This is a genomic window from Streptomyces sp. NPDC006261 (genome assembly GCF_040613515.1).
Taxonomy (GTDB): domain Bacteria; phylum Actinomycetota; class Actinomycetes; order Streptomycetales; family Streptomycetaceae; genus Streptomyces.
The window spans coordinates 43,003-54,879 of record NZ_JBEXSI010000005.1 but is presented as its reverse complement, the minus strand read 5'-3'; the positions used below and the strand labels follow the sequence as shown (position 1 = coordinate 54,879).

General features: G+C 69.4%; 14 protein-coding genes and 1 tRNA gene. 9 read left to right on the top strand and 6 right to left on the bottom strand.

All coding sequences use genetic code 11. The features are described from left to right. Positions 1-28 precede the first annotated feature (28 nt). From ABZ154_RS04430 to ABZ154_RS04415, 4 genes are all read left to right on the top strand, one after another. Positions 29-826, top strand: coding sequence for an ABC transporter ATP-binding protein (locus tag ABZ154_RS04430; RefSeq protein WP_356828918.1), 798 nt, complete (start codon positions 29-31; stop codon positions 824-826). A 69-nt stretch (positions 827-895) separates the two neighbouring features. Then, positions 896-1,012 (top strand): putative leader peptide, encoded by a 117-nt coding sequence (locus tag ABZ154_RS04425; RefSeq protein WP_356828916.1) that lies wholly within the window; start codon positions 896-898, stop codon positions 1,010-1,012. A gap of 112 nt (positions 1,013-1,124) precedes the next feature. Then, the gene (locus ABZ154_RS04420) at positions 1,125-1,412 is read left to right on the top strand and encodes a MoaD/ThiS family protein (RefSeq protein ID WP_356828914.1); all 288 of its coding nucleotides are present in this window, start codon (positions 1,125-1,127) and stop codon (positions 1,410-1,412) included. Further along, complete coding sequence (locus ABZ154_RS04415; protein WP_356828912.1) at positions 1,412-2,362, top strand: cysteine synthase; 951 nt, start codon at positions 1,412-1,414, stop codon at positions 2,360-2,362. The genes ABZ154_RS04420 and ABZ154_RS04415 overlap by 1 nt, the downstream gene beginning before the upstream one ends. A 118-nt stretch (positions 2,363-2,480) precedes the next feature. On the opposite strand, the gene ABZ154_RS04410 is transcribed toward ABZ154_RS04415, so the two are convergent. Continuing rightward, positions 2,481-2,984: a type II toxin-antitoxin system PemK/MazF family toxin gene (locus ABZ154_RS04410; RefSeq protein ID WP_356828910.1), complete on the bottom strand. Its 504-nt coding sequence runs from the start codon at positions 2,982-2,984 to the stop codon at positions 2,481-2,483. Positions 2,985-3,232: 248 nt separating this feature from the next. Between ABZ154_RS04410 and ABZ154_RS04405 the strand changes: the two genes are divergently transcribed. Further along, entirely contained in the window at positions 3,233-3,985 is a 753-nt protein-coding gene (locus ABZ154_RS04405) for an MBL fold metallo-hydrolase (RefSeq protein ID WP_356828908.1), read from the top strand. A gap of 89 nt (positions 3,986-4,074) precedes the next feature. Here the strand turns inward: ABZ154_RS04405 and ABZ154_RS04400 are convergent, their stop codons facing one another. After that, positions 4,075-5,340, bottom strand: a complete 1,266-nt coding sequence (locus ABZ154_RS04400) for a PTS transporter subunit EIIC (RefSeq protein ID WP_356828906.1) — start codon at positions 5,338-5,340, stop codon at positions 4,075-4,077. A 257-nt stretch (positions 5,341-5,597) separates the two neighbouring features. Next, the gene (locus tag ABZ154_RS04395; protein ID WP_356828904.1) at positions 5,598-6,857 is read right to left on the bottom strand and encodes a PTS transporter subunit EIIC; all 1,260 of its coding nucleotides are present in this window, start codon (positions 6,855-6,857) and stop codon (positions 5,598-5,600) included. Positions 6,858-7,078: 221 nt separating this feature from the next. On the opposite strand from ABZ154_RS04395, the gene ABZ154_RS04390 reads away from it, so the two are divergent. The 4 genes from ABZ154_RS04390 (at position 7,079) to rdgB (ending at position 9,382) form a co-directional block, all read left to right on the top strand. Next, positions 7,079-7,312 (top strand): PTS glucose/sucrose transporter subunit IIB, encoded by a 234-nt coding sequence (locus ABZ154_RS04390; protein WP_015608814.1) that lies wholly within the window; start codon positions 7,079-7,081, stop codon positions 7,310-7,312. A 183-nt stretch (positions 7,313-7,495) separates the two neighbouring features. Further along, a complete protein-coding gene (gene rph, locus ABZ154_RS04385) occupies positions 7,496-8,233 on the top strand; it encodes a ribonuclease PH (RefSeq protein WP_015608813.1) in 738 nt (245 codons plus the stop codon). Between the two features lie 123 nt (positions 8,234-8,356). Continuing rightward, positions 8,357-8,746, top strand: a complete 390-nt coding sequence (locus tag ABZ154_RS04380) for a hypothetical protein (protein ID WP_356828902.1) — start codon at positions 8,357-8,359, stop codon at positions 8,744-8,746. Between the two features lie 33 nt (positions 8,747-8,779). Then, a complete protein-coding gene (gene rdgB, locus ABZ154_RS04375; protein ID WP_356828900.1) occupies positions 8,780-9,382 on the top strand; it encodes an RdgB/HAM1 family non-canonical purine NTP pyrophosphatase in 603 nt (200 codons plus the stop codon). Between the two features lie 49 nt (positions 9,383-9,431). On the opposite strand, the gene ABZ154_RS04370 is transcribed toward rdgB, so the two are convergent. The 3 genes from ABZ154_RS04370 to proP form a co-directional block, all read right to left on the bottom strand. Next, positions 9,432-9,515 (bottom strand) — tRNA-Leu (locus tag ABZ154_RS04370). A gap of 111 nt (positions 9,516-9,626) precedes the next feature. Further along, a complete protein-coding gene (locus ABZ154_RS04365; protein ID WP_356828898.1) occupies positions 9,627-10,187 on the bottom strand; it encodes an HNH endonuclease in 561 nt (186 codons plus the stop codon). A gap of 111 nt (positions 10,188-10,298) precedes the next feature. Continuing rightward, on the bottom strand, positions 10,299-11,795 hold the full coding sequence (proP, locus tag ABZ154_RS04360) for a glycine betaine/L-proline transporter ProP (RefSeq protein ID WP_356828896.1): 1,497 nt from the start codon (positions 11,793-11,795) through the stop codon (positions 10,299-10,301). Positions 11,796-11,877 lie beyond the last annotated feature (82 nt).

The following is an 11,877-nucleotide window of genomic DNA, read 5'->3' as shown; positions in this document are numbered from 1 at the left end:
GGCTGTCACTTCCCGAGGGAGCCCGCCCGTGACCACCCTGCGCACCGAGGGCCTCTCGTACGGCATCGGCGAAGGCCGCCACCTCGTCGACGCCGTCGACCTCACGGCCGCCGACGGCGAGACCGTCGGCCTGGTCGGCCCCAACGGCAGCGGCAAGACCACGCTCCTGCGCTGCGTCTACGGCACCCTGCGCCCCACCCACGGCCGCGTCCTCCTCGACGGCGACGACCTCGCCGCACTCCCCGTGAAGGCCCGCGCCCAGCGCATCGCCACCGTCCCGCAGGACGGCCACGCCGGGTTCGAGCTCACCGTCGGCCAGGTCGTCGCGATGGGCCGCGCCCCGCACAAGCGGTTCTGGGAGCCGGACAACGCCGCCGACACCGCACTCGTCACCGAGGCACTGGAGCGGGTGGGGGTCGCCGCACTCGGACCCCGTACGTTCGCCTCCCTCTCCGGCGGCGAACGCCAGCGCGCCCTGGTCGCCCGCGCCCTGGTCCAGCAGCCCTCGCTCGTCGTCCTGGACGAGCCGACCAACCACCTGGACATCCGCTACCAGCTGGAGATCCTCTCCCTGGTCCGCGACCTGGGCACCACCAACCTCCTGGCGCTGCACGACCTGAACCTCGCCGCGTACTACTGCGATCGCCTGTACGTCCTCAAGGGCGGCCTGGTCGTCGCCTCCGGCATCCCGGAGGAGGTCCTCACGGCCGAACTGCTGGGCGACGTCTACGGCGTCGCGGCCGAGGTCACCACCCACCCGAAGACGGGCGCCCCCACGGTCGTCTACCTCCCGGAGGACCACACCAGGCGACCCGAGTCCATATAGTGGTCGCTCAGCATCCATCATGTGGGATCACACTCGGGTTTCCGGACCGGGAATCGATACGATGCCCGCATGGTTCCCCATGACGTGAGCAACAGGACGCCGGGCACGCTGCTCGTCGCGCGGCTGCACGTCGACCTGTGCAGGCTCAAGAGCGCGATCTGTCCGCGGCCCGCAGCCTGCCCGTGAGCCGCACGGCCTGAGCCACGATCCGCGCGAGCCCCACCCGTACACACCCCCTGCGCGGGGGAAGAAACGCGCGCCCCACGCCACCTCCCCGCTTTCGACAGGAGCCCACGCCATGGCCATCGAGGTCCGCATCCCGACCATCCTCCGCACCTACACCGACGGCGCCAAGGCCGTCGAAGGCAACGGGGACACCATCGCCGACCTCTTCGCCGACCTGGAGAGCCGCCACACCGGCATCCGTGAGCGACTCGTCGACGGCGCGAACGGCGAACAGCTCCGCCGCTTCGTGAACGTCTACCTCAACGACGAGGACGTCCGCTTCCTCGACGGCATCTCCACCAAGCTCAGCGACGGCGACAACGTCACCATCCTCCCGGCCGTCGCCGGCGGCATGCGCTGATGCGGTACGACTCCCCGCTGGCGGCCGTGGGGAACACCCCCCTCGTCCGCCTCCCGCGGCTGTCCCCCTCCGAGGACGTCCGCATCTGGGCCAAGCTGGAGGACCGCAACCCCACCGGCTCGATCAAGGACCGCCCCGCGCTCCACATGGTCGAACAGGCGGAGAAGGACGGCCGGCTGACACCGGGCTGCACCATCCTGGAGCCCACCAGCGGCAACACCGGCATCTCGCTCGCCATGGCGGCCAAGCTCAAGGGCTACCGCATCGTCTGCGTCATGCCGGAGAACACCTCGCAGGAGCGGCGCGACCTGCTCGCCATGTGGGGCGCCGAGATCATCGCCTCCCCGGCCGCGGGCGGCTCCAACACCGCTGTCCGCGTCGCGAAGGAGCTCAGCGCCGAGCACCCGGACTGGGTGATGCTCTACCAGTACGGCAACCCGGACAACGCGGGCGCCCACTACGCCACCACCGGCCCGGAGATCCTCACCGACCTCCCGTCCATCACGCACTTCGTGGCAGGCCTCGGCACCACCGGCACCCTCATGGGCGTCGGCCGCTACCTCCGCGAGAACCGCCCGGGCATCCAGATCGTCGCCGCCGAACCGCGCTACGACGACCTGGTCTACGGCCTCCGCAACCTCGAAGAGGGCTTCGTCCCCGAGCTCTACGACGCCTCGGTCCTCACCACCCGCTTCTCCGTCGGCTCCGCCGACGCGGTCACCCGCACCCGCGAACTCCTCCAGCAGGAGGGCATCTTCGCGGGCGTCTCCACCGGCGCCGCACTCCACGCGGCGATCGGCGTGGGCAACAAGGCGGTCAAGGCGGGGAAGAGCGCCGACATCGCCTTCGTGGTGGCGGACGGCGGCTGGAAGTACCTGTCGACCGGCGTCTACACGGCAGAGACGACGGAGGCGGCGATCGAGACACTGCAGGGCCAGCTCTGGGCGTAGGCGTCCTTCGTCCCGCCCGGGCACCACTCCAGCCCGCCCGGCGTTCGAGGACGTCTCTGCAGCCCGCCCGGCGATCGAGGGGCGGGGCCCGGGGCAGTGCCCCGAAAGGCCCCGCCCCTCACCCGGTCCCCAACCCCCGCACCCGCTCCCACAGCTCCGCATCCACGGCCCCCACCCGCCGCCGGAACCCCGTCAGCCGGACCTCCCGCAGCTCATCCGTCTCCAGGAAGCTCTGCCGCCCCCGCTGATCCCCCACCGCCCCCGCGGGCAGCGCGATCACCCCGGGCCGCTCCTCGTGGTGCTTGCTGGTGATCTTGGCGACGAGCGCCGTGCGCCCCCGGCCCCGCCCCCGTACGGAGAGGACCAGGCACGGCCGGTCCTTGGACCCGGGCCCGTCCTCGTACGGCACATCGGCCCACCACACCTCACCCGCCCGCGGCGTACGCCCGTCCCCGCGCCCCGCCGGACCCGAAGGCCGCGACGGCGGCCGGGTCGACCCCACCGGCTGCCGCGGCCGCCGCGACCGGGGCCCCCGGTCCGAGCGCCCCCGCCCGTCCACCACCGCGGCGACGAGAGCCAGCAGAACCACGGCGACCAGCGCCACCCACCAGAACGTGTCCATCCCCCGACCGTACCGGCGGCCGACGGGCGCCCCTCCCGCGCCGGACGCCGCGCCCGGGCCCCACCGTGGACGCGCTTCCATCGAACCGGTGACAGAGCAGGTGAGTTCCCCCACAACGGCAGGCGGCAGAGGAGCGACGCGGAGTTTTGCGCCTTACGCTCGACAAACCGCAAAACGTTCCGGCAGGAATTGCACGACCCCTTCCGCACGAACCCTCCCCGTTCCCACGTCTCGGAGGTTCACGCTCCATGAAGCTCACCGTCGTCGGCTGCTCCGGCTCGTTCCCGTCCCCGGGTTCGGCATGCTCGAGCTACCTCGTAGAGGCCGACGGCTTCCGGCTGCTCCTCGACATGGGCAACGGCGCCCTCGGCGAGCTGCAGCGCCACGTCGGTCTCTACGACCTCGACGCGATCTTCCTCAGCCACCTCCACGCCGATCACTGCATCGACATGTGCGCGTACTTCGTCGTGCGCTACTACCGCCACGACGGCGCCCGCCCCATCCCCCTCCCGGTCTACGGACCCGAAGGCACCGAGCAGCGCCTGACCACCGCCCATGCCGACACCCCCTCCGACCGGGCGATGAGCGAGGTCTTCGACTTCCACACGCTCAAGGCGGACTCCTTCGAGATCGGCCCCTTCTCGGTCGTGACGGAGAAGCTCCGCCACCCCGTCGACACCTTCGGCATCCGGATCGAGCACGGCGGCTCCACCCTCGCCTACTCCGGCGACACGGGGACCTGCGACGCCCTGGAGGAGCTGGCCCGGGACGCGGACCTGTTCCTGTGCGAGGCGTCGTTCGTCGACGGCAAGGAAGACATCCCCGACCTGCACCTCAACGGCCGGGAGGCCGGCGAGGCCGCCGCCCGCGCGGGCGCCCGCCGACTCGTCCTCACCCACATCCCGCCGTGGACGGACGCTGACCGCAACCTCGCCGACGCGCAGACGGTCTACCCGGGGCCGGTGGAACTGGCCGCGCCGGGAGCGGTGTACGAGTTCTGAGTACGGGTCCGGTCCCGGATACGACGCAACCCCCGCCTTCCGAGAGGGAAGGCGGGGGTTCCGTGTGTACGGGCTACGGCGGCTGAGGGCTACTTCGCCTCGGCCTTCTGCAGCTCGGCCAGCTCCTCGTCCGACTCCCGGCCCGGGGTCGGGAGGTTGAACTTGGTGATCGCGAAGCGGAAGACCACGTAGTAGACCACCGCGAAGCAGAGGCCGACCAGAACCAGCAGCCAGGGCTTCGACGCGATGCCGAGGTTCAGCAGGAAGTCGACCAGGCCCGCGGAGAAGCCGAAGCCGTCCTTCATGCCGAGCGCCCAGGTCAGGGCCATCGACACACCGGTCAGCACCGCGTGGATCGCGTACAGCACCGGGGCGATGAACATGAACGTGAACTCGATCGGCTCGGTCACACCGGTGACGAACGAGGTCAGCGCGAGGGAGAACATCATGCCGCCGACGACCTTGCGGCGCTCCGGACGGGCACAGTGGACGATCGCGAGGCAGGCCGCGGGCAGCGCGAACATCATGATCGGGAAGAAGCCGGTCATGAACTGTCCGGCGTTCGGGTCACCGGCCAGGAAGCGGGCGATGTCACCGTGGGCGCCGTTGTACTCGCCCGCCTGGAACCACGGGAAGGAGTTGAGCAGGTGGTGCATGCCGACCGGGATCAGCGCACGGTTGGCGACACCGAAGATGCCCGCGCCGACCGCTCCCGAGCCGACGAGCCACTCACCGAAGTTGTGCAGACCGGCGCCGAGCACCGGCCAGATCAGACCGAAGACGATACCGATGAGCAGACCCGCGAAGGCGGAGAGGATCGGGACCAGACGGCGGCCGCTGAAGAAGCCGGCCCAGTCGGGCAGCTTCGTCCGGTAGAACTTCTGGTACAGCAGGGCCACGACTATGCCCATCACGACACCACCGAGGACACCGGCGTTGACGGGGGCGTCGCTCATCACGATCTTGCCGTCGGCCACGCTCGCGACCTGGGGCAGGTTGCCGTCCGTGAAGGTGGCGAGCACCTTCTGGAAGACCAGGTAACCGGTGACGGCGGCCAGGGCGGTCGAGCCGTCCGACTTCTTCGCGAAGCCGATGGCGATACCGACGGCGAACAGCAGCGGCATGTTGTCGAGAATGGCGCCACCGCCCGCGGCCATGTAGCTCGCGAGCTTCGTGATGAAGGTCGGGAACGAATCGCGCCCCAGCATGTCGCCGTTGCCGAGGCGGACCAGGAGCGCGGCGGCCGGCAGCACGGCGACCGGCAGCATGAGGCTGCGGCCGATGCGCTGCATGACGGCCATCGCGCCGGCGCCCTTCTTCTTCTCGGCCGCGGGTGCGGTCTCAGCCGTGGTCATCAACATCCTCCATGGGGCACGGTGCCGCCCGGGTCATTGATGCGGGGAGGCGGCGACTCGACAGACGCGGCAGACAGCCGTGGTCTGGACCACTCAGTGGTGTAGACCAGTTTTAGCACGGTGAGGGTTAGATAAGGAACCTGCAATTCCCTGTTGATTCGCGGTAGCAGACCCAGCACGTTCGGTGACACGCAGAAGGCCCCCGGACCAGGCGGTCCGAGGGCCTTGCGCGACCGGGCTGGAACCCGGGCGGCCTGCTACTTCGTCAGATCCTTCTCGATCTCCTTCTCGATCTCCTCCGGTTCCCGGCCCGGAGTCTTGAGGTCGAACTTGGTGATCGCGAAGCGGAAGACGATGTAGTAGATCACGGCGAAGCACGCGCCGATCGGGATGATCAGCCACGGTCTTGTATCCAGATGCCAGTTGACGACGTAGTCGATCAACCCCGCCGAGAAGCTGAACCCGGCATGCACCCCCAGCAGCCAGGTGATGCCCATCGAGGCCCCGGTGAGCACCGCGTGCACGCCGTACAGCAGCGGCGCGACGAACATGAACGAGAACTCGATCGGCTCGGTCACGCCCGTGACGAACGACGTCAGCGCCACCGACACCATCAGACCGCCCACCTCCTTGCGGCGCTCGGGCCGCGCGGTGTGGGTGATCGCCAGGGCCGCGGCGGGCAGGCCGAACATCATGATCGGGAAGAAGCCCGAGGTGAACTGGCCGGCCGACGGGTCCTCGGCGAAGAACCGGGAGATGTCGCCCTGGACGGTCGCGCCGTCCGCCCCGGTGAACTCGCCCGCCTGGAACCAGAAGAACGTGTTCAGGAACTGGTGCATGCCGATCGGGATCAGCAGCCGGTTCGCGAAGCCGAAGATCGCCGCGCCCCACGAGCCGAGGTCGATGAGCTGCTTGGAGAACCAGGTCAGCCCGTCACCCACCGGCTGCCACAGAAGCCCGAACAGCACGCCCAGAATCACGCAGAGGAACGCCATCAGGATCGGCACCAGGCGCCGGCCGTTGAAGAAGCCGAGCCAGTCCACCAGCTTGGTGCGGTGGTAGCGCTGCCAGACCACGGCGGTCAGCAGGCCGATCAGGATGCCGCCGAGGACGCCGGGGTTCTGCGGCTCGCCGTCGGGCAGCTCGTCCGTCACCGTGCCGTCCATGGGGAAGGCCGCGAGGACGCCCCGGTAGACCAGGAAGCCGACGACGGCCGCGAGCGCGGTGGAGCCGTCCGCCTTCTTGGCGAAGCCGATGGCCACACCGATGCAGAAGAGGAGCGGCAGGCCGACCTGGCCGTCGAGAATCGCGGTCCCGCCGTTGAGCAGGACCTTGGAGGTCTTGTCCCAGAAGGCGCCGTGCAGATAGGAGGCGGACAGGTTGCCGAGGCTGACGAGCAGACCCGCCGCAGGGAGGACGGCCACCGGGAGCTGGAGGCTGCGGCCGACCTTCTGCAAGCCCTGCACCGGCCCGTTCCACCATTTTGGCTGCGGTGCCGCAGCGGCGCTCGAACTCATCGGCATCCTTCCGGAACAGGCCACGTTTGGCGGTCGTCGGAAACTGGTGTAGACCAGTCGCGTCACGGTCCGGGGCCCGCCCCGAAGTCAGGGCACCGGTGATCGTTATCTTTGGCGATAGTCCGGTTACCCGCCCGCGAAGTTGGGCCAACCGTGCGTTACCGTGACGAAACGGACCCGCAGCGGGCGTTCCGTCTGCACGCGAAAACCAGGGAGAAGGCATGGCCACCAAGGCTGAGAAGATCGTCGCCGGGCTCGGCGGCATCGAGAACATCGACGAGATCGAAGGCTGCATCACCCGCCTCCGTACCGAGGTCCACGACGCCAGCAAGGTCGACGAGGCCGCCCTGAAGGCCGCCGGCGCCCACGGCGTCGTCAAGATGGGCACCGCGATCCAGGTCGTCATCGGCACCGACGCCGACCCCATCGCCGCCGACATCGAAGACATGATGTGACCGGCTGACACCCCGCCGGACACCGCGGGCCCCCGGGGCCCGCACCCGCAGGCCCTTGAGGCCCGCACCCACAGGCCTCGCACCTCACCGGTGGCGGGGCCTGTGCCGTACCCGGACCCACGCTCCGCCCGGGTCCACCGCACCCGAACGGACCCACTGCCGCCAACGGATAAAGTCGGCCCCATGTCTCGCATCGACGGCCGAACCCCCGAACAGCTCCGCCCCGTCACCATCGAACGCGGCTGGAGCAAGCACGCCGAGGGCTCAGTCCTCATCTCCTTCGGCGACACCAAAGTCTTCTGCACCGCCTCCGTCACCGAAGGCGTCCCGCGCTGGCGCAAGGGCAGCGGCGAGGGCTGGGTCACCGCCGAGTACTCCATGCTGCCCCGCTCCACCAACACCCGCGGCGACCGCGAAGCCGTACGCGGCAAGATCGGCGGACGCACCCACGAGATCAGCCGCCTGATCGGCCGATCGCTCCGCGCGGTCATCGACTACAAGGCGCTCGGCGAGAACACCATCGTCCTGGACTGCGACGTCCTCCAGGCCGACGGCGGCACCCGCACGGCCGCCATCACCGGCGCGTACGTCGCCCTCGCCGACGCCGTCGCCTGGGCTCAGGGCAAGAAGATCGTCAAGGCCGGCCGCAAGCCGCTCACCGACACCGTCGCCGCCATCAGCGTCGGCATCGTCGACGGCACCCCGCTCCTCGACCTCTGCTACGAGGAGGACGTCCGCGCCGAGACCGACATGAACGTCGTCTGCACCGGCGACGGCCGCTTCGTCGAGGTCCAGGGCACCGCCGAGGGCGCCCCGTTCGACCGCAAGGAACTGGGCTCGCTCCTGGACCTGGCCACCGCGGGCTGCGTCGACCTGGCAGCACTCCAGCGTGACGCACTCGCAACCACGCAGAACGCGTAACGACTCACCCTCCCCGGGTAAAGAAGCAACCAAATAAGCACGCCACAGCGTCGTTACGAGCACGGGCGCACGGGTCGAACCGTGCGCCCGTCCGCGTACCGATCCCCGGGGAGGGACCGCACCATGGCTTCGCGCCGCCACCAACGCCTCGCACTCGCCACCGCCGCCACCTTGCTCACGCTGACCACGGCCGCCGGCTGCGCCGGCCTCGACAAGGCCCTCGACTGCGTCCGCACCGCCGACGCCGTCGCCACCAGTGTCGGCAACCTCCAGAGGGCCGTCTCCAGCGCCTCCGAGGACATCACCCAGGCATCGGAAGCGCTCGACGACATCGACCGCGAGCTCAAGAACCTCGACGACACCACGGACAACGCCGACCTCTCCAAGGCGGTCGACGACCTCCAGGCGGGCGTCAAGAGCGTGCGCCAGTCCATCGAGAGCGGCGACGCCACCCCGGACATCACCCCGGTGACGAACGCGGCGACGGAGATCGGCAAGGTCTGCTCGCCGTAGGGTCCACCGGCGCGGCCCCGCCATAATCGGTGCATGACGCGCCTGATCCTCGCCACCCGCAACGCCGGGAAAATCACCGAACTGCACGCCATCCTCGCCGACGCGGGACTCGACCACGACCTCGTCGGCGCGGACGCGTACCCGGACATCCCCGACGTCAAGGAGACCGGCGTCACCTTCGCCGAGAACGCGCTCCTCAAAGCCCACGCCCTGGCCCGGGCCACCGGTCACCCGGCGATCGCCGACGACTCGGGCCTCTGCGTCGACGTCCTCGGCGGCGCCCCCGGCATCTTCTCGGCCCGCTGGTCCGGCACCCACGGCGACGACAAGGCCAACCTCGACCTGCTCCTGGCCCAGCTCGGCGACATCGCCGACGCCCACCGCGGCGCGTACTTCACCTGCGCCGCCGCGCTGGCCCTCCCCGACGGCACCGAACGCGTCGTCGAGGGCCGCCTGAACGGCACCCTGCGCCACACCCCGTCCGGCGGATACGGCTTCGGCTACGACCCGATCCTCCAGCCCGAGGGCGAGACCCGCACGTGCGCGGAGCTGACCCCGGCGGAGAAGAACGCCATCAGCCACCGCGGCAAGGCGTTCCGGGCGTTGGTGCCGGTGGTGCGGGAGTTGGTGGGGTGAAGCGTGGATAAGGGGCCGTCCCGCTCGGGACGGCCCCTTATCGTGGGCGTGCGGCCGGTGGGATTCGAACCCACACAGGATTTCTCCCAGATGCCCCTAAAACACCCGCCGATACCAGTTTGGCCACGGCCGCGCAGCAGAACTCAGCTTACTGCCCTCTGCGGAGTGAGTGCGGCGGATATCAGGGAGAGGTCCTCAGGGCAGGCCTCGGCCAGCCGCTCCCGTATGTAGCCGTTGCGGGCGCTCACCGGGCCTCACCTTGTGCCGGGGTGCGGAGCCCTCTGCCCCGACCGCGATACGTGTCGGTCGTCGAACGGCAGTTGGGGCAGCGGAGTCGGAGGTTCTCCGGCCGGTTGTTCCGCCAGTCACCGTCGATGTGATCGACCTCAAGTGGCAGAGGCCTTTCCCGCCACGTCAGGCCCGTGCCGCAGAGGGCGCACCTTTCTGCGGCGCCCAGAGCGATCATGGCCCGCTTGAGTCGCTGCGACGTATCGATCCCCAGAGCCTTCACACGGCGGCTGATGTGAGTGTGCTGACCTCCGACCACTTCTAGGCCGAGCCGCCGCAGCACTTCGCACATGGTGGTCGAGGAGACCACCGCCGCCTGAAGCACTTCCTTCGTCCAGCGCACACCTTCGCTCTCGAAGTGGCGGGTGTCCACGCCGGGCTTCCGCATGCGGTCACGGACGTACCGCCGCGTCGGACTCCTCGGATCGACCCCGAGCTTCCTCAACGCCTCCGAAAGCGTCCGCGAGGACGCTGCCGCCTCCGCCAGCCGCTCGCGCGTGTACGGGCTGTTCCCCACGTCCCTGCCCCCTCCGCTTCCGGCCGCACGTTCGCGGCCTCGTACGGAGTAACGAACCGTTTATCGGATGGTTACGTCCGGAATGCGGAGGGGGCACTCAAGGGGAAGGCCTCAGAACTTCGGCTCCGGCGACTGCGCGTGGACCAGTTCCGCCGCTTCCTCGTCCGTCTCCACCGACGGCGGGGAGCCGATCAGGGGCTTCTGGGCCGTCTCCTTCATGCACGCGACGGCGATCACGCCGACGAGGGCCGCCGCCATCGCGTAGTACGCGGGCATCAGGTTGGAGCCGGTCCAGCTGATCAGGGCCGTGATCACCAGCGGGGTCGTGCCGCCGAAGATCGACGCGGAGAGGTTGTAGCCCACGGACAGGGACCCGTAGCGGACGTTCGTCGGGAACAGGGCGGGCAGGGCCGCCGACATCGTGCCGAGCATGCAGACCAGGGAGAGGCCCAGCAGCAGCATGCCGGCCGTGATGGGGAGGATGCCGTCGATCCGGATCAGGAGGAACGCGGGGAGGGAGAGGAAGAGGAAGCCCAGCATGCCGGTCATCAGCAGCGGCTTGCGGCCGAAATGGTCGGAGAGCTTGCCGATCTGGGCGATGAACGTCATCAGGAACAGCATCACCGCCAACAGGATCAGCAGCCCGTGCGTCTCGCTGTAGCCGAGCTCGTCGGAGAGGTACGTCGGCATGTACGACAGCAGCATGTAGTCGGTGATGTTGTACGCGCCCACCAGGCAGATGCAGAGGATCAGCGTCGGCCAGTAATGCCGGAAGATCTTGGCCAGATCCCCCTTGGCCGTGGACTCCACGCCGTCCGCCGCCTCGCTGGCGTGCGCCGTGCCGCCCTCCAGTTTCTGGAAGGCCGGGGTCTCGTCCAGGCGCAGTCGCAGGTAGAGGCCGACCAGGCCCAGCGGGCCCGCGACGAGAAAGGGGATCCTCCATCCCCAGGCCTCCATCTGGGCGTCGTTCAGGAGGGCGTACAGGGCCGTCACGAGGCCTGCCGCGCCGACGTAGCCGGCCAGGGTGCCGAACTCCAGGAAGCTGCCGAAGAAGCCGCGGCGCTTGTCGGGGGCGTACTCGGCGATGAACGTGGACGCGCCCCCGTACTCACCGCCCGTCGAGAAGCCCTGGAGCATCCGGAAGAAGATCAGCAGGACCGCGGCCCAGATCCCGATCGTCTCGTGCGAGGGGATCAGGCCGATGGCGAACGTGCCGATCGCCATCAGGATCATCGTCAGCGCGAGGACCTTCTTGCGGCCGATCTTGTCACCCATCGGGCCGAAGAACATGCCGCCGAGCGGCCGTACGAGGAAGGCCACCGCGAAGGTCGCGAAGGAGGAGAGGAGCTGGGTGGTTTCGTTCCCGGACGGGAAGAACACGTGTCCGATGGTGACGGCCAGATAGGAGTAGATGCCGAAGTCGAACCACTCCATGGCGTTTCCCAGTGACGCCGCTTTCACCGCGCGCTTCACCGCGGCGTCGTCCGTGACGGTGATGTCCGTCCGGCGCAGCCGGGGGTTCTTGCGCTTCCGGGCGGCCCGGAAGAGTGCGGGGTGGCGTTTGACCGCTTGGGGGTCGGCCGCCTGGTGGGGGTCGGGGGCCGCCATGGCCGGGTCCTTTCCTAGCAGGGTGTTCCAGGAAAGGCTTCTGCGCGGTCGTGGCGGTCGCAAACCGACTTCATGGTTCGAT

What these genes read in the sequence shown, in the direction of transcription:
- ABZ154_RS04425 (WP_356828916.1), top strand. Translation starts at nt 896, where the DNA reads ATGGTTCCCCATGACGTGAGCAACAGGACGCCGGGCACGCTGCTCGTC.
- proP (WP_356828896.1), bottom strand. Translation starts at nt 11,795, where the DNA reads ATGGCGGCCCCCGACCCCCACCAGGCGGCCGACCCCCAAGCGGTCAAA.
- ABZ154_RS04395 (WP_356828904.1), bottom strand. Translation starts at nt 6,857, where the DNA reads ATGAGTTCGAGCGCCGCTGCGGCACCGCAGCCAAAATGGTGGAACGGG.
- ABZ154_RS04400 (WP_356828906.1), bottom strand. Translation starts at nt 5,340, where the DNA reads ATGACCACGGCTGAGACCGCACCCGCGGCCGAGAAGAAGAAGGGCGCC.
- ABZ154_RS04415 (WP_356828912.1), top strand. Translation starts at nt 1,412, where the DNA reads ATGCGGTACGACTCCCCGCTGGCGGCCGTGGGGAACACCCCCCTCGTC.
- ABZ154_RS04390 (WP_015608814.1), top strand. Translation starts at nt 7,079, where the DNA reads ATGGCCACCAAGGCTGAGAAGATCGTCGCCGGGCTCGGCGGCATCGAG.
- ABZ154_RS04410 (WP_356828910.1), bottom strand. Translation starts at nt 2,984, where the DNA reads ATGGACACGTTCTGGTGGGTGGCGCTGGTCGCCGTGGTTCTGCTGGCT.
- ABZ154_RS04420 (WP_356828914.1), top strand. Translation starts at nt 1,125, where the DNA reads ATGGCCATCGAGGTCCGCATCCCGACCATCCTCCGCACCTACACCGAC.
- rph (WP_015608813.1), top strand. Translation starts at nt 7,496, where the DNA reads ATGTCTCGCATCGACGGCCGAACCCCCGAACAGCTCCGCCCCGTCACC.
- rdgB (WP_356828900.1), top strand. Translation starts at nt 8,780, where the DNA reads ATGACGCGCCTGATCCTCGCCACCCGCAACGCCGGGAAAATCACCGAA.
- ABZ154_RS04405 (WP_356828908.1), top strand. Translation starts at nt 3,233, where the DNA reads ATGAAGCTCACCGTCGTCGGCTGCTCCGGCTCGTTCCCGTCCCCGGGT.
- ABZ154_RS04380 (WP_356828902.1), top strand. Translation starts at nt 8,357, where the DNA reads ATGGCTTCGCGCCGCCACCAACGCCTCGCACTCGCCACCGCCGCCACC.